This is a genomic window from Pseudomonas idahonensis (genome assembly GCF_037903935.1).
GTDB lineage: Bacteria > Pseudomonadota > Gammaproteobacteria > Pseudomonadales > Pseudomonadaceae > Aquipseudomonas > Aquipseudomonas danubii.
Window position 1 is genome coordinate 6,380,040 of record NZ_CP149586.1, and the last position, 14,267, is coordinate 6,394,306.

The 14,267-nt window shown below is 63.4% G+C and carries 18 protein-coding genes; 14 read left to right on the top strand and 4 right to left on the bottom strand.

Annotated elements, in window-relative coordinates; translation table 11 throughout:
- Window positions 1–10: 10 nt before the first annotated feature.
- Both pilH and pilG read right to left on the bottom strand, forming a co-directional pair.
- Window positions 11–376, bottom strand: a complete 366-nt coding sequence (gene pilH, locus WIN67_RS28885) for a twitching motility response regulator PilH (protein WP_011064000.1) — start codon at window positions 374–376, stop codon at window positions 11–13.
- Window positions 377–433: 57 nt separating this feature from the next.
- Window positions 434–838, bottom strand: a complete 405-nt coding sequence (gene pilG / locus WIN67_RS28890) for a twitching motility response regulator PilG (protein ID WP_025131048.1) — start codon at window positions 836–838, stop codon at window positions 434–436.
- 236 nt (window positions 839–1,074) lie between these two features.
- Here pilG and gshB point away from each other — a divergent pair, with 236 nt between their 5' ends.
- From gshB to WIN67_RS28925, 7 genes are all read left to right on the top strand, one after another.
- A complete protein-coding gene (gene gshB, locus WIN67_RS28895) occupies window positions 1,075–2,046 on the top strand; it encodes a glutathione synthase (RefSeq protein ID WP_102881162.1) in 972 nt (323 codons plus the stop codon).
- A gap of 130 nt (window positions 2,047–2,176) precedes the next feature.
- The gene (locus WIN67_RS28900; protein WP_110594340.1) at window positions 2,177–3,076 is read left to right on the top strand and encodes an energy transducer TonB; all 900 of its coding nucleotides are present in this window, start codon (window positions 2,177–2,179) and stop codon (window positions 3,074–3,076) included.
- Window positions 3,077–3,205: 129 nt separating this feature from the next.
- Window positions 3,206–3,775: a YqgE/AlgH family protein gene (locus tag WIN67_RS28905; RefSeq protein ID WP_339070366.1), complete on the top strand. Its 570-nt coding sequence runs from the start codon at window positions 3,206–3,208 to the stop codon at window positions 3,773–3,775.
- The gene (gene ruvX, locus WIN67_RS28910) at window positions 3,775–4,212 is read left to right on the top strand and encodes a Holliday junction resolvase RuvX (RefSeq protein WP_016964942.1); all 438 of its coding nucleotides are present in this window, start codon (window positions 3,775–3,777) and stop codon (window positions 4,210–4,212) included. Before WIN67_RS28905 ends, ruvX begins: the two co-directional genes overlap by 1 nt.
- Before the next feature lie 116 nt (window positions 4,213–4,328).
- Window positions 4,329–4,835: a bifunctional pyr operon transcriptional regulator/uracil phosphoribosyltransferase PyrR gene (gene pyrR / locus WIN67_RS28915; protein ID WP_273922834.1), complete on the top strand. Its 507-nt coding sequence runs from the start codon at window positions 4,329–4,331 to the stop codon at window positions 4,833–4,835.
- Between the two features lie 25 nt (window positions 4,836–4,860).
- Window positions 4,861–5,865: an aspartate carbamoyltransferase catalytic subunit gene (locus WIN67_RS28920; RefSeq protein WP_011064007.1), complete on the top strand. Its 1,005-nt coding sequence runs from the start codon at window positions 4,861–4,863 to the stop codon at window positions 5,863–5,865.
- Complete coding sequence (locus WIN67_RS28925; RefSeq protein ID WP_267269059.1) at window positions 5,862–7,133, top strand: dihydroorotase; 1,272 nt, start codon at window positions 5,862–5,864, stop codon at window positions 7,131–7,133. The genes WIN67_RS28920 and WIN67_RS28925 overlap by 4 nt, the downstream gene beginning before the upstream one ends.
- Window positions 7,134–7,260: 127 nt before the next feature.
- Here WIN67_RS28925 and WIN67_RS28930 read toward each other — a convergent pair whose 3' ends face one another.
- Window positions 7,261–7,680 carry an NINE protein gene (locus WIN67_RS28930; protein WP_102862075.1) on the bottom strand — a complete coding sequence of 140 codons (420 nt, stop codon included), beginning with the start codon at window positions 7,678–7,680 and terminating at the stop codon, window positions 7,261–7,263.
- A 251-nt stretch (window positions 7,681–7,931) separates the two neighbouring features.
- On the opposite strand from WIN67_RS28930, the gene WIN67_RS28935 reads away from it, so the two are divergent.
- Window positions 7,932–8,555: a C40 family peptidase gene (locus tag WIN67_RS28935; protein WP_102862076.1), complete on the top strand. Its 624-nt coding sequence runs from the start codon at window positions 7,932–7,934 to the stop codon at window positions 8,553–8,555.
- Between the two features lie 86 nt (window positions 8,556–8,641).
- On the opposite strand, the gene WIN67_RS28940 is transcribed toward WIN67_RS28935, so the two are convergent.
- A complete protein-coding gene (locus WIN67_RS28940) occupies window positions 8,642–9,676 on the bottom strand; it encodes a type IV pilus twitching motility protein PilT (RefSeq protein WP_110594336.1) in 1,035 nt (344 codons plus the stop codon).
- Between the two features lie 183 nt (window positions 9,677–9,859).
- Here WIN67_RS28940 and WIN67_RS28945 point away from each other — a divergent pair, with 183 nt between their 5' ends.
- From WIN67_RS28945 to metW, 6 genes are all read left to right on the top strand, one after another.
- Window positions 9,860–10,558: a YggS family pyridoxal phosphate-dependent enzyme gene (locus WIN67_RS28945; RefSeq protein ID WP_170001809.1), complete on the top strand. Its 699-nt coding sequence runs from the start codon at window positions 9,860–9,862 to the stop codon at window positions 10,556–10,558.
- A gap of 34 nt (window positions 10,559–10,592) precedes the next feature.
- Window positions 10,593–11,411 carry a pyrroline-5-carboxylate reductase gene (gene proC, locus WIN67_RS28950; protein ID WP_102862079.1) on the top strand — a complete coding sequence of 273 codons (819 nt, stop codon included), beginning with the start codon at window positions 10,593–10,595 and terminating at the stop codon, window positions 11,409–11,411.
- Between the two features lie 24 nt (window positions 11,412–11,435).
- Complete coding sequence (locus WIN67_RS28955; RefSeq protein ID WP_123389936.1) at window positions 11,436–12,023, top strand: YggT family protein; 588 nt, start codon at window positions 11,436–11,438, stop codon at window positions 12,021–12,023.
- Window positions 12,023–12,316, top strand: a complete 294-nt coding sequence (locus tag WIN67_RS28960; RefSeq protein WP_110594334.1) for a DUF167 domain-containing protein — start codon at window positions 12,023–12,025, stop codon at window positions 12,314–12,316. The genes WIN67_RS28955 and WIN67_RS28960 overlap by 1 nt, the downstream gene beginning before the upstream one ends.
- Before the next feature lie 163 nt (window positions 12,317–12,479).
- On the top strand, window positions 12,480–13,619 hold the full coding sequence (metX, locus tag WIN67_RS28965) for a homoserine O-succinyltransferase MetX (RefSeq protein ID WP_102862082.1): 1,140 nt from the start codon (window positions 12,480–12,482) through the stop codon (window positions 13,617–13,619).
- A 7-nt stretch (window positions 13,620–13,626) separates the two neighbouring features.
- A complete protein-coding gene (metW, locus tag WIN67_RS28970) occupies window positions 13,627–14,247 on the top strand; it encodes a methionine biosynthesis protein MetW (RefSeq protein WP_011064017.1) in 621 nt (206 codons plus the stop codon).
- Window positions 14,248–14,267 lie beyond the last annotated feature (20 nt).

The window sequence follows — 14,267 nt, forward strand, 5'->3', positions numbered from 1 at the left end:
GGCCGGGCGATCAGCCGGCCAGGACGTTGTTCAGGGTCTTGATCAGGGTCTCTTCGTCCACCGGCTTGGTCAGGTAGTCCTTGGCGCCCTGGCGGGTGCCCCAGACCTTGTCGGTTTCCTGATCCTTGGTGGTGATGATGATCACCGGGATGTGGCTGGTCTCGGCGTCCTTGGTCAACTGCCGGGTGGCCTGGAAGCCGTTGAGGCCGGGCATGACGATGTCCATCAGCACCGCATCGGGTTTTTCTTCCCGGGCCAGGGCCACGCCGTCGGCACCGTTCTCGGCCTTGAGCACTTCATGGCCGTGCTTTTCCAGCATGCCGGTGAGTTTGTACATTTCAGTCGGCGAGTCATCGACGATCAGAATACGAGCCATGGTCTTCCCCATACGGTATAGGCGCGCGGCCCGCGGGCCGGACACCATTGTGCGTGTCTACTGTGGCGCAAGCGCGACAAAGTCCGGAACGTGGGCCTTGATTGCGCTCAGCAGTTCTTCCTTGCTGAAGGGTTTGGTCAAAAACTGGTCGGAGCCGACGATACGCCCCTTGGCCTTGTCGAACAGGCCGTCCTTGGAGGACAGCATGATCACGGGAATGGACTTGAACGCGCTGTGGTTCTTCACCAGCGCACAGGTCTGATAACCGTCGAGCCGCGGCATCATGATGTCGACGAAAATGATTCCGGGGTGGTGGTCGACGATCTTCGACAGCGCTTCGAAGCCGTCCACTGCGGTAATGACTTCACAGCCGACGTTCTTCAGCAGCATTTCGGCCGTGCGGCGAATCGTCTTCGAATCGTCGATCACCATCACCTTCAAGGCGTTGGAATGCTGTTCCATATCTGCTCTGCCATCGCCCCAGCGAATGATTTGATCCGGTACCGCTGGCCAACGCCCCAAACCCTTGAACTTCAAGGCCTCGGCCCGGCATGCGAGCCTTTTTAGCACACTCTCCCCCCTGCAATCTATGGACCACGCCAGGCAGTGGTTTTTCCTTGACCCAGGCCCTTGTCAGCGCCACTCTGACGCCACTTTTTTTGCCTTGCATCCACTCATTTTCTTAAAGGAATCCACCCATGAGCGTTCGCGTCGGGATTGTCATGGACCCTATCGCCAGCATTTCCTACAAGAAGGACAGCTCGCTGGCCATGCTGCTGGCCGCCCAGGAGCGCGGCTGGACCCTCTTCTATATGGAGCAGCGCGATCTGTACCAGGGCGCCGGCGTGGCCCGGGCGCGCATGCGTCCGCTGCAGGTGTTCGCCAACCCGGAGAAATGGTTCGAGCTGGATGCCGAGATCGACTGCCCGCTGAGCGATCTGGACGTGATCCTGATGCGCAAGGACCCGCCCTTCGACATGGAGTTCGTCTACTCCACCTACCTGCTGGAACAGGCCGAAAGCGCCGGCGTGCTGGTGGTGAACAAGCCCCAGAGCCTGCGCGACTGCAATGAAAAGCTGTTTGCCACCCTGTTCCCACAGTGCACCCCGCCCACCGTGGTCAGCCGTCGCGCCGATGTATTGCGCGAGTTCGCCGCCCAGCATGGCGATGTGATTCTCAAGCCCCTGGACGGCATGGGCGGCACCTCGATCTTCCGTCACCGCGCCGGCGACCCGAACCTGTCGGTGATCCTGGAAACCCTGACCGTGCTCGGCAGCCAGCAGATCATGGCCCAGGCCTACCTGCCGGCCATCAAGGACGGCGACAAGCGCATCCTGATGATCGATGGCGAGCCGGTGGATTACTGCCTGGCGCGCATCCCCGCCGCCGGTGAAACCCGTGGCAACCTGGCCGCCGGCGGTCGTGGCGAGGCCCGTCCACTGAGCGACAAGGATCGCTGGATTGCCGCTCAGGTCGGCCCGACCCTGCGGGCCAAGGGCCTGCTGTTCGTCGGCCTCGACGTGATCGGCGAGCACCTGACGGAAATCAACGTCACCAGCCCCACCTGCATCCGTGAAATCGACAATGCCTTCGGCACCCAGATCGGCGCACGGCTGATGGATGCCATCGAACGCAAACTGCAAGCCGCCAGCAACAAGCCGCAAGCTTGATCTGCATCAAGCTGCAGCTTGTCGCTTGAAGCTTGGCACTCAAGGCTTGAAACCAACATTGCGTTATCATGCGCCGCCTGTGAAACCGTGATGTTGGTTGTGTGATGCCTCCTGTGATGTCGAACCGTCGATGAACCTCCCGTCCGATCTGCCCCCCGAGCTGGCCCATAGCGGCGTGCGCGCGGCCGATCGCCTGGGATTTACCCTGTTCCTGGCGGCGCTCCTGCACCTGGCACTGATCCTCGGCCTGGGCTTTTCCTTTGCCGAACCCAAGGCGATCAGCAAGACCCTGGAAATCACCCTGGCCACCTTCAAGAGCGAGACCCAGCCGAAGAAGGCCGACTTCCTCGCCCAGGAAAACCAGGAAGGCAGCGGCACCCTGGACAAGAAAGCCATTCCGAAAACCACCGAAGTCGCCCCCTTTCAGGACAACTCGGTGAAAAAGGTCGTGCCGCCACCGTCAGTCAAACCTGAAGTCAAGGAAGTCGCGCCCAAAGCGGCCGTGGCCACCACCGCGCCGAAGCCGAAAAAGACCGTGACCCAGCGTGAAGAGGTCAAGAAAGACCCGACGCCAAAGGCCGATACCCCGCGCTTCGACAGCGCCCAACTGTCCAGCGAGATTTCCAGCCTGGAAGCCGAGCTGGCCAACGAACAGCAGCTGTACGCCAAGCGTCCACGCATCCACCGCCTGAGCGCCGCCTCCACCATGCGCGACAAGGGTGCCTGGTATAAGGACGAGTGGCGCAAGAAGGTCGAGCGCATCGGCAACCTCAACTACCCCGAGGAAGCCCGGCGCAAGCAGATCTACGGCAACTTGCGGCTGATGGTCTCGATCAACCGCGACGGTTCCCTGTACGAAGTGCTGGTGCTGGAGTCCTCCGGCCAGCCGCTGCTGGACCAGGCCGCCCAACGCATCGTGCGCCTGGCGGCGCCGTTCGCCCCCTTTACCGGCGACCTGTCGGACATCGACCGCCTGGAAATCATCCGCACCTGGCGCTTCGCCCGGGGCGACAAACTGTCCAGCAACTGATCTTTCGCCCCTGCGGCCTCGAAGAGGCCCGACAGAGCGGCGCAAATCCCAATGACGCCTTCGCTGGCAAGCCAGCTCCTGCACAGGGCGCGCTTGTCAGCCGGGCCCGCCACCGCCACACTAGCGCTCATGAAAAATGTCAGCCCCAGCTATCTCAAGCATCACTTCCTGATCGCCATGCCCCATATGGCCGACCCGAATTTTGCCCAGACGTTGACCTATATCGTCGAGCACAATGCCAGCGGCGCCATGGGCCTGGTGATCAATCGGCCCCTGGACCTGAGCCTGGCCGATATCCTCGAACAATTGCGCCCCGACGAAGAACCGTCGCTGCTGTGCCAGCATGTGCCGATCTTCAGCGGCGGCCCGGTGCAGACTGATCGCGGCTTTGTCCTGCACCCCAACGGCCCGATCTATCAGGCCACGGTGGAATTCGAAGGGCTGTCCCTGTCCACCTCCCAGGATGTGCTGTTCGCCATTGCCGACGGCGTGGGCCCGGCCAAGAGCCTGATCGCCCTGGGCTATGCCGGCTGGGAAGCCGGGCAGCTGGAAGCCGAACTGGCGGACAACGCCTGGCTGACCTGCCCCTTCGACGCCCACATCCTGTTCAACACCAGCAGCGAATTGCGCCTGGAAGCCGCCGCCCGGCACCTGGGGGTCAACCTCAGCCTGCTCACCAGCCAGGCGGGGCACGCCTGATGGCCTTGCGACTGATCCTGGGCTTCGACTACGGCACCAAGCAGATCGGCGTTGCTGTGGGTCAGGCCATCACCGGCCAGGCCCGGGAGCTGTGCACCCTGAAGGCGCAGAACGGCGTGCCGGACTGGAATCAGGTGGAAGCCCTGATCAAGGAATGGAAACCCGACGCCGTGGTGGTGGGCCTGCCCCTGAACATGGACGGCAGCCCCAGCGACATGTGCGTGCGCGCCGAGAAGTTCGCCCGGCGCCTGAACGGCCGCTTCAATGTGCCCTTCTATACCCACGATGAACGCCTGACCACCTTCGAGGCCAAGGGCGAACGCCTGGCCCGGGGCGGGCAGAAAGGCAGTTACCGCGACAACCCGGTAGACGCCATCGCCGCAGCCCTGCTGCTGCAGGGCTGGCTCGACGAAAACGCCACGCTGTTGAATACCTGAGATCCCGAATCCTGAAGATGCGCGGCCCAAGGCTGCGCGCCTCCTGGCCCAACACCAGCCGTAAGTTCCCGTGCCCTGCTGCCCGGCAGCAGGCGCGAGCCCACGAAGGAGCCACCATGAGCCTGCCCAATCCCGCCGCCCTGATCAGCCAGATGGCCACTGATCTCAACGCCCACCTGGCCCAGCGCGCCATCAGCGAGCCGCGCTTCATCGGTATCCGTACCGGTGGCGTGTGGGTGGCCCAGGCCCTGTTGGAAGCCCTGGGCAGCGACGCCTCCCTGGGCACCCTGGATGTGTCCTTCTACCGCGACGACTTCAGCCAGAACGGCCTGCACCCGCAAGTTCGCCCTTCGGAACTGCCGTTCGAGATCGAAGGCCAGCATCTGGTGCTGATCGATGACGTGCTGATGAGCGGCCGGACCATCCGCGCCGCCCTCAACGAGCTGTTCGACTATGGCCGTCCAGCCAGCGTGACCCTGGTCTGCCTGCTGGACCTGAACGCCGCCGAGCTGCCGATTCGTCCGAATGTGGTGGGCGCGACCCTGTCGCTGGCCGCCCACGAGCGGGTAAAATTGTCCGGTCCTGCGCCGCTTCAACTCGAGCTCCAAGACCTCGCCCTCTAACTCGCCCTTTTAAGAGTCCATTGCGATGACGCCTCTAGACGCCAAGCGCCCGCTGCAGCTCAACGATCAGGGCCAGCTGCGCCATTTCCTGTCCCTCGACGGCCTGAACCGCGAGCTGCTGACAGAAATCCTCGACACCGCCGATTCCTTCCTCGAAGTCGGCGCCCGGGCGGTCAAGAAAGTCCCGCTGCTGCGCGGCAAGACCGTGTGCAACGTGTTCTTCGAGAACTCCACCCGTACCCGCACCACCTTCGAACTGGCGGCCCAGCGGCTGTCGGCGGACGTGATCACCCTGAATGTCTCGACCTCCTCGGCGAGCAAGGGTGAAACCCTGCTGGACACCCTGCGCAACCTGGAAGCCATGGCCGCCGACATGTTCGTGGTACGCCACGGCGACTCCGGCGCCGCGCACTTCATCGCCGAACACGTGTGCCCGCAAGTGGCGATCATCAACGGCGGCGACGGCCGTCACGCCCACCCGACCCAGGGCATGCTCGACATGCTGACCATCCGCCGGCACAAGGGCGGCTTCGAGAACCTCTCGGTGGCCATCGTCGGCGACATCCTGCACTCGCGGGTAGCCCGCTCGAACATGCTGGCGCTCAAGACCCTCGGCTGCCCGGACATCCGCGTGATCGCACCGAAAACCCTGCTGCCGATCGGCATCGAGCAGTACGGGGTCAAGGTCTACACCGACATGACCGAAGGCCTGAAAGACGTGGACGTGGTGATCATGTTGCGCCTGCAGCGTGAACGCATGCAGGGCGGCCTGCTGCCCAGCGAAGGCGAGTTCTACCGCCTGTTCGGCCTGACCACCGCACGCCTGGCCGGGGCCAAGCCCGACGCCATCGTCATGCACCCGGGCCCGATCAATCGCGGTGTGGAGATCGAATCGGCGGTGGCCGACGGTCCGCACTCGGTGATCCTCAATCAGGTGACCTACGGCATTGCAGTGCGCATGGCGGTACTGTCCATGGCCATGAGCGGGCAGACCGCCCAGCGACAATTCGAGCAGGAGAACGCCCAGTGAAGCTCAGCATTCTCGGCGCCCGCGTCATCGATCCAAGCAGCGGCCTGGATCAAACCACTGATCTGCACCTGGAAGCCGGCAAGATCGTCGCCATCGGCGCCGCACCCAATGGTTTCAATGCCGTCACTATCATCGACGCCAAGGGCCTGGTGGCCGCGCCCGGCCTGGTGGACCTGAGCGTGGCCCTGCGCGAGCCGGGCTACAGCCGCAAGGGCAGCATTGCCAGCGAAACCCGCGCCGCCACGGCCGGTGGCGTCACCAGTCTGTGCTGCCCGCCGCACACCAAACCGGTACTGGATACCTCGGCCGTGGCCGAACTGATCCTCGACCGCGCCCGGGAAGCCGGCAACAGCAAGGTGTTCCCCATCGGCGCCTTGAGCAAGGGCCTGGAGGGCGAGCAGTTAGCTGAGCTGATCGCGTTGCGTGACGCCGGCTGCGTGGCCTTCGGCAACGGTCTGGACGGTTTTCGCAGCACCCGCACCCTGTGCCGTGCCCTGGAATACGCCGCCACCTTCGACCTGACGGTGATCTTCCACTCCCAGGACCGCGACCTGGCCGAAGGCGGCCTGGCCCATGAAGGTGCTACCGCCAGCTTCCTCGGTTTGCCGGGGATTCCCGAAAGCGCGGAAACCGTGGCCCTGGCCCGGGACCTGCTGCTGGTGGAACAAAGCGGCGTGCGCGCTCACTTCAGCCAGCTGACCAGCGCCCGGGGCGTTGAGCTGATCGCCCAGGCCCAGGCCCGCGGCCTGCCAGTGACCGCCGATGTGGCGCTGTATCAGCTGATCCTCACCGATGAGGCGCTGATCGACTTCTCCAGCCTGTATCACGTGCAGCCGCCACTGCGCTCGCGGGCCGACCGTGATGCCCTGCGTGCAGCGGTGAAGTCCGGGGTGGTGCAAGCCATCTCCAGCCATCACCAGCCCCACGAGCGCGATGCCAAGCTGGCGCCGTTCGGGGCCACCGAGCCCGGCATCAGCAGCGTCGAGTTGCTGCTGCCACTGGCCCTGACCCTGGTTCAGGACGGTTTACTGGACCTGCCGACCCTGCTGGCGCGCCTCAGCGCTGGTCCTGCCGAGGCCTTGCGCCTGCCGGCGGGCAAGCTGGTGGAAGGTGGCGCAGCGGACCTGGTGCTGTTCGACCCGGCCAGTTCCACCGTGGCCGGCGAGCGCTGGCTGTCCAAGGGCGAGAACTGCCCGTTCCTCGGCCATAGCCTGCCGGGCGCGGTGCGCTACACCCTGGTGGATGGGCATATCAGCTATCAAGGCTGATTGCCTGGCTGGCGCCCTGTAACCGCTGCCGCAGGCTGCGAACGGCTCCGAAGGAGCCGCCGCTCCTGATGGCGGCCTGCGGCAACAGCTACATGCAACGCCATCACCGCCTGCGCCGCTGACTGGGTCAACGGCGTTTGGCGTTTTCCAGGGAGACCTGGTCGTTCAGGGTCCAGAAGTCGTACAGCACCCCCAGGAAGAACAAACCACCGGTGAACAGGTAGAGCACACCGCTCAACCATTTGCCCTGGTACATGCGATGTACGCCAAATACCCCGAGGAAGGTCAGCAGAATCCAGGCCACGCTGTATTCCACGGGACCAGAGGTAAAGCGCAAGTCCGCTTCCCGATCCATGGACGGGATCAGGAACAAGTCGATCAGCCAGCCAATGCCCAATAGACCAAGGGTGAAGAACCAAATGGTCCCGGTCACCGGCTTGCCGTAATAGAAGCGGTGAGCGCCGGTAAAACCGAGAATCCACAACAGGTAACCGATCACCTTGCTGTGGGTGTCATGGGCGGATGCATCCTGACGATAGGTGTTCATTAAGAGCCTCTTGCTAGGTGATAGATAAATATTCTTAAAATCTTTGTGACTTTTTTACAGGCTTTCGACGTGTGGACAATGTTACCTTCTGTTCCGCCAAAGCCTTGTACTGCCTGACTTCTGACGGTTTTCTGCGTCAAGTTGCCACCTCTTTGCCGAAGTTGACCCCAAGGTTGAATCGACAAACGGCCACGGAAGTGACCTGAAAGCTGTTATAAAGTTGCGCGCTAACCAAATAAGAGCCTTGCCTAATGCGACCATTTTTCAAGACATGGCTAACCATTTGCCTATTAATGCCACTGGCCGCCCACGCCACCAACCGTGAGCAACGACTTCCCAACGTTAATGGCTACACCCCGAAACCCCATGTTTCGACGGTCACTGCCAAGAACAAGACCACCATCAAGCACCCCACCCGCCTGAGCAAGGCCGACAGCAAGCTGGTGGCCAACAACGCCGGCCGGCCAAGCACCACTGTCCTCAGCCGTGCGGTCAATGTGCTGGGCACCCCCTATCGTTGGGGCGGCAGCAGCCCAAGTAAAGGCTTCGATTGCAGCGGCCTGGTGCGCTACGCCTTCAATGACGTCGCCGCCGTGGACCTGCCACGCACCTCCAACGCCATGGCCAGCGGCCACGGGCAGAAGGTCGAGCGCAAGGACCTGAAGCCGGGCGATCTGCTGTTCTTCAACATCAAGAGCCGCAAGGTCAACCACGTCGCCATCTACCTGGGCGAAGACCGCTTTATCCACGCCCCACGGCGCGGCAAGGCAGTGACCATCGACACCCTGAAGAAACCCTACTGGCAGAGCCACTACGTGGTTGCCAAGCGGGTCCTACCCAAGGAACAGGCACCTCTGCGGGTCGTGCAGCGCTGATCTGCTGATTCGCCCATTCGCCGGCAAGCCGGCTCCTACACCCACCTGTAGGAGCCGGCTTGCCGGCGAATGCATTTCCAGCCCTGTCAAAAGCTCTCCGGCATCCGGGCCTGATCCCGCGCCTGTTCTCGGCTGATCAGCCCTTGCCCCAGCAATGCCTTGAGGCTCATGTCCAGGGTGCGCATGCCCTGGGCCCCGCCGGTCTGGATCGCCGAATACATCTGCGCCACCTTGTCCTCGCGAATCAGGTTACGGATCGCCGCATTGCCGAGCATGATTTCGTGAGCCGCCACCCGCCCACCGCCCACTTTCTTCAGCAACACCTGGGCAATGACCGCCTGCAACGACTCGGCCAGCATCGAGCGCACCAAGGCCTTTTCCTCCCCCGGGAACACGTCCACCAGCCGGTCGATGCTCTTGGCCGCGGATGCAGTGTGCAGGGTGGCGAACACCAGGTGCCCGGTTTCGGCGGCGGTCAGGGCCAGGCGAATGCTTTCCAGATCGCGCAACTCTCCCAGCAGGATCACGTCCGGGTCCTCCCGCAGCGCCGCACGCAAGGCGGTGGCGAAACTGCGGGTATCACGCGGCACTTCGCGCTGGTGGATCAGGCAACTTTTCTGCGGATGAATGAACTCGATGGGGTCTTCGAGGGTGAGGATGTGCTGCTGCCGATGCTGGTTCAGGTGATCGATCATCGCCGCCAAGGTGGTGGACTTGCCGCTACCGGTGGGCCCGGTGACCAGCACCAGCCCCCGGGGCGCTTCGGCAATCTGCTGAAACACTTGCCCCAGTCCCAACGCCTCCAGGCTCAGTACCCGTGACGGGATCAGGCGCAGCACCGCAGCCGCTCCCCGGACGTGCTGGAAGGCATTGACCCGAAACCGCGCCACGCCCGGCAGTTCGTAGGCAAAGTCCAGATCCTGCTGGCTGGCGAACACCTGCCGCTGTGGCTCGCTCATCAGCCCATGCATCAAGGACAGCACCTGCTGTGCATCCAGGGCCGGGCTGTCCAGCGGACGAATATCGCCATCAATGCGCAGCATCGGCGCCAGTCCGGCAGACAGATGCAGGTCGGAAGCGCCCCGGGAGATGCTCAAAGTCAGGAGTTCGGTGATGTCCATAGTGCCCCCCAATTCCAGTAGAATGCCGCGAGCTTCAGACCCAGCCGCCATGCCGGGCAATGACCGGCGCGGCCCTTGAGCGATGCTCGGGCCGGTCGACAATCAGGGTCTGGTGGATTCATGCGGCGGTTGGCGGCCAAGGTCACAGGCTCCCGGTCGCCGGTACTTTTGAGAAGAAATCGAATGTCCACGATAGCAGACAACATTGCCCAGCTAGCCGAGCGTATCCGCAGCGCCTGCCAGGCCGCACAGCGTGCCCCGGACAGCGTCATGCTGCTGGCCGTGAGCAAGACCAAACCCGCCGCCGCCCTGCGCGAAGCCTATGCCGCCGGCCTGCGGGACTTCGGCGAGAACTACCTGCAAGAAGCCCTGGGCAAACAACAGGAACTGGCGGACCTGCCCTTGAGTTGGCACTTCATCGGCCCCATTCAGTCGAACAAGACTCGCGCCATTGCCGAGCATTTTGCCTGGGTGCATTCCGTGGATCGCTTGAAAATCGCACAACGCCTGTCCGAGCAACGCCCCGCCGAACTGCCACCGCTGAACATCTGCATCCAGGTGAATGTCAGTGGCGAAGCCAGCAAGTCCGGCTGTACCCCGGCCGACCTGCCAGACCTGGCCAGGGCCATCAGCGCCTTGCCACGCCTGCAACTGCGCGGGCTGATGGCGATTCCCGAGCCCACCGAGGACCGCGCCGCCCAGGAAGCCGCCTTCGCGGCGGTGCAGGCCCTGAACAACCAACTGCGCGACAACCTCAAGCTGCCCCTGGACACCCTTTCCATGGGCATGAGCCACGACCTCGAAGCGGCCATCGCCCAGGGCGCCACCTGGGTGCGGATCGGTACCGCACTGTTTGGTGCCCGCGACTACAGTCAGTCCTGATGCGACTGACACTGACCTCTCATAAGGACCTGTCATGAACACGACTCGTATCGCTTTTATCGGCGCCGGCAACATGGCGGCCAGCCTCATCGGTGGCCTGCGGGCCAAAGGCCTTGAGGCGGCACAGATCCGTGCCAGTGACCCCGGCGCCGAAACCCGGGCCAAGGTGGCTGCCGAACATGGCATCCAGGTGTTCGCCGACAACGCCGAAGCCATCGCCGGCGTCGATGTGATCGTCCTGGCGGTCAAACCCCAGGCCATGAAAGCCGTGTGCGAAGCCCTGCGCCCGAGCCTGCAGCCGCAGCAGCTGGTGGTGTCCATTGCCGCCGGCATCACCTGCGCCAGCATGAACCACTGGCTCGGCGAGCAACCGATCGTGCGCTGCATGCCCAACACCCCGGCGCTGCTGCGCCAGGGCGTCAGCGGCCTGTATGCCACCGCCCAGGTCAGCCCTGAACAGCGCCATCAGGCCGAAGAACTGCTGTCCGCCGTGGGCATCGCCCTGTGGCTGGATCAAGAGCAGCAACTGGACGCTGTGACCGCGGTGTCCGGCAGCGGCCCGGCGTATTTCTTCCTGCTGATCGAAGCCATGACCGCCGCTGGCGAAAAGCTCGGCCTGCCTCGGGAAACCGCCGCCCAACTGACCCTGCAGACCGCCCTGGGGGCGGCTCACATGGCAGTGTCCAGTGACGTCGACGCCGCCGAGCTGCGCCGCCGCGTGACGTCGCCGGCCGGCACCACGGAAGCCGCGATCAAATCGTTCCAGGCCAACGGCTTTGAAGCCCTGGTGGAAAAAGCATTGGGTGCCGCCGCGCACCGCTCGGCCGAAATGGCCGAACAACTCGGTCGTTAACTCGCCCCTACAAAGGAATCGATAATGTTCGGACTCAACGACGCTGCCATTTTTGTGATTCAGACCCTGGGCAGCCTGTACCTGCTGGTGGTCCTGCTGCGCTTCATGCTGCAAGTGGTGCGGGCGAACTTCTACAACCCTATCTGCCAGTTCATCGTGCGCGCCACCCAGCCACTGCTCAAACCCCTGCGCCGGGTGATCCCCAGCATGTTCGGGCTCGACATGTCCTCACTGGTCCTGGCCCTGATCGTCCAAATGGTGCTGTTCGCCATCGTCCTGACCCTCAGCCAAATCTCCTTCAATGCCCTGGGCCTGCTGCTGTGGGCGCCGATCGGCATCTTCGCGCTGTTCCTGAAGATCTGGTTCTTCGCCATGATCATCAGCGTGATCCTGTCCTGGGTCGCTCCTGGCAGCCAGAGCCCGGGCGCGGAACTGGCCTACCAGATCAGCGAGCCGCTGCTGGCCCCATTCCGGCGCATCGTGCCCAACCTGGGCGGCCTGGACATCTCGCCAATCCTGGCCTTCATCGTGATCCAGCTGGTGCAACAGTGGCTGATTCCGCGCCTGGCGCTCTACACCTTCATGCCCCCTGAGTTGTTCGGGCTGATCTGATGAGCTACTTCCGCTGGGACGGTGACGATCTGATTCTCGATTGTCACCTGCAACCCAAGGCCAGCAACGACGAGTTCGCTGGCCTGCATGGGGAGCGGCTGAAGATCCGCCTCACCGCCCCGCCTGTGGAGGGCAAGGCCAATGCTCACTTGATGGCGTTCCTGGCCAAGGCTTTCGGCATTCCCAAGAGCCACGTCAGCCTGGTCAGTGGCGAGTTGAACCGGCAGAAGCGCGTGCGCCTGCAAGCGCCGAAGAAGCTGCCGGATCTGCCGGGGCTGGCGCGCCCTGCCTGATTCTTCGGCAAGCCGGCTCCTACGCCCCAGGTCCGCTGTAGGCGCTGGCTTGCCAGCGAATCTCACCCCGCCATTTCTCCAACCAAATACAGCCCCGGGCTTTGCTTGCCGCTGGGGGCAGCGGTCTTTAGACTTACGCCTCATTTAAATGAGAGCAGGGTCGATGCCAACTGCCTTTCCCCCCGATTCTGTTGGTCTGGTCACGCCAGAAATAGCGCACTTCAGCGATCCTCTGGCCCTGGCCTGCGGACGCGCGCTACCGGCCTACGACCTGATCTACGAAACCTATGGTCAGCTCAACGCCAGCGCCAGCAACGCGGTGCTGATCTGCCACGCCCTGTCCGGCCATCACCACGCCGCCGGCTACCACAGCGTTGATGACCGCAAACCCGGTTGGTGGGACAGCTGCATCGGTCCCGGCAAGCCGATCGACACCAACAAGTTCTTCGTGGTCAGCCTCAACAACCTCGGCGGTTGCAACGGCTCCACCGGCCCCAGCAGCCTCAATCCGGAAACCGGCAAGCCGTTCGGCGCCGACTTCCCGGTGCTCACCGTGGAAGACTGGGTGCACAGCCAGGCGCGCCTGGCGGACCGCCTGGGCATTGCCCAGTGGGCGGCGGTGATCGGCGGCAGCCTGGGCGGCATGCAGGCCCTGCAATGGACCATCACCTACCCGGACCGGGTACGGCACTGCCTGGCCATCGCCTCGGCCCCCAAGCTCTCGGCGCAGAACATTGCCTTCAACGAAGTGGCACGCCAGGCGATTCTCACCGACCCGGAGTTCCACGGCGGTTCCTTCCAGGAACAAGGCGTGATCCCCAAGCGCGGGCTGATGCTGGCGCGCATGGTCGGGCACATCACCTACCTGTCCGATGACTCCATGGGCGAGAAATTCGGCCGCGGCCTCAAGAGCGAAAAGCTCAACTACGACTTCCACAGCGTCGAATTCCAGGTGGAAAGCTACCTGCGCTACCAGGGCGAAGAGTTTTCCGGGCGTTTCGACGCCAACACCTACCTGCTGATGACCAAGGCCCTGGACTATTTCGACCCGGCGGCGAACTTCGACGACGACCTGGCCAAGACCTTCGCCAACGCCAGCGCCAAGTTCTGCGTGATGTCCTTCACCACCGACTGGCGCTTCTCCCCGGCCCGTTCCCGGGAGCTGGTGGACGCGCTGATGGCGGCGCGCAAGGACGTCTGCTACCTGGAGATCGACGCACCCCAGGGGCACGACGCCTTCCTGATCCCGATCCCGCGCTACCTGCAGGCCTTTAGTCACTACATGAACCGCATTACCTTGTGAGGACTCGATGAGAGCCGATCTGGAAATCATCCAGGAATGGATCCCCGCCGGCAGCCGCGTCCTCGACCTGGGCTGCGGTAACGGCGAGCTGCTGAGCTGGCTGCAGGAACACAAGCAAGTCACCGGCTACGGCCTGGAAAACGACCCGGACAACATTGCCGAGTGCGTGGCCAAGGGCATCAACGTGATCGAGCAGGACCTGGACAAGGGCCTGGGCAACTTCGCCAGCAACAGCTTCGATATCGTGGTCATGACCCAGGCCCTGCAGGCCGTGCACTACCCGGACAAGATCCTCGACGAAATGCTCCGGGTCGGCCGCCAGTGCATCATCACTTTCCCCAACTTCGGCCACTGGCGCTGCCGCTGGTACCTGGCCAGCAAGGGTCGGATGCCGGTCTCGGAGTTCCTGCCGTACACCTGGTACAACACGCCGAACATCCACTTCTGCACCTTCGAGGACTTCGAAGAGCTGTGCCGCGAGCGGCAAGCCCGGGTGATCAACCGCCTTGCCGTCGATCAACAACACCGCCACGGGTGGGCCAGTAAGCTATGGCCTAATCTGTTGGGAGAGATCGGCATCTACCGCGTCAGCAGTCCCGGCCTGCAGGATCACAAAGTCGCGGTATAAACCACGTTGCATCGAGGAGA

Excerpts from the sequence above, each read along its gene's own strand:
- pilH (WP_011064000.1), bottom strand. The coding sequence starts at position 376 with ATGGCTCGTATTCTGATCGTCGATGACTCGCCGACTGAAATGTACAAA.
- pilG (WP_025131048.1), bottom strand. The coding sequence starts at position 838 with ATGGAACAGCATTCCAACGCCTTGAAGGTGATGGTGATCGACGATTCG.
- gshB (WP_102881162.1), top strand. The coding sequence starts at position 1,075 with ATGAGCGTTCGCGTCGGGATTGTCATGGACCCTATCGCCAGCATTTCC.
- WIN67_RS28900 (WP_110594340.1), top strand. The coding sequence starts at position 2,177 with ATGAACCTCCCGTCCGATCTGCCCCCCGAGCTGGCCCATAGCGGCGTG.
- WIN67_RS28905 (WP_339070366.1), top strand. The coding sequence starts at position 3,206 with ATGAAAAATGTCAGCCCCAGCTATCTCAAGCATCACTTCCTGATCGCC.
- ruvX (WP_016964942.1), top strand. The coding sequence starts at position 3,775 with ATGGCCTTGCGACTGATCCTGGGCTTCGACTACGGCACCAAGCAGATC.
- pyrR (WP_273922834.1), top strand. The coding sequence starts at position 4,329 with ATGAGCCTGCCCAATCCCGCCGCCCTGATCAGCCAGATGGCCACTGAT.
- WIN67_RS28920 (WP_011064007.1), top strand. The coding sequence starts at position 4,861 with ATGACGCCTCTAGACGCCAAGCGCCCGCTGCAGCTCAACGATCAGGGC.
- WIN67_RS28930 (WP_102862075.1), bottom strand. The coding sequence starts at position 7,680 with ATGAACACCTATCGTCAGGATGCATCCGCCCATGACACCCACAGCAAG.
- WIN67_RS28935 (WP_102862076.1), top strand. The coding sequence starts at position 7,932 with ATGCGACCATTTTTCAAGACATGGCTAACCATTTGCCTATTAATGCCA.
- WIN67_RS28940 (WP_110594336.1), bottom strand. The coding sequence starts at position 9,676 with ATGGACATCACCGAACTCCTGACTTTGAGCATCTCCCGGGGCGCTTCC.
- WIN67_RS28945 (WP_170001809.1), top strand. The coding sequence starts at position 9,860 with ATGTCCACGATAGCAGACAACATTGCCCAGCTAGCCGAGCGTATCCGC.
- proC (WP_102862079.1), top strand. The coding sequence starts at position 10,593 with ATGAACACGACTCGTATCGCTTTTATCGGCGCCGGCAACATGGCGGCC.
- WIN67_RS28955 (WP_123389936.1), top strand. The coding sequence starts at position 11,436 with ATGTTCGGACTCAACGACGCTGCCATTTTTGTGATTCAGACCCTGGGC.
- WIN67_RS28960 (WP_110594334.1), top strand. The coding sequence starts at position 12,023 with ATGAGCTACTTCCGCTGGGACGGTGACGATCTGATTCTCGATTGTCAC.
- metX (WP_102862082.1), top strand. The coding sequence starts at position 12,480 with ATGCCAACTGCCTTTCCCCCCGATTCTGTTGGTCTGGTCACGCCAGAA.
- metW (WP_011064017.1), top strand. The coding sequence starts at position 13,627 with ATGAGAGCCGATCTGGAAATCATCCAGGAATGGATCCCCGCCGGCAGC.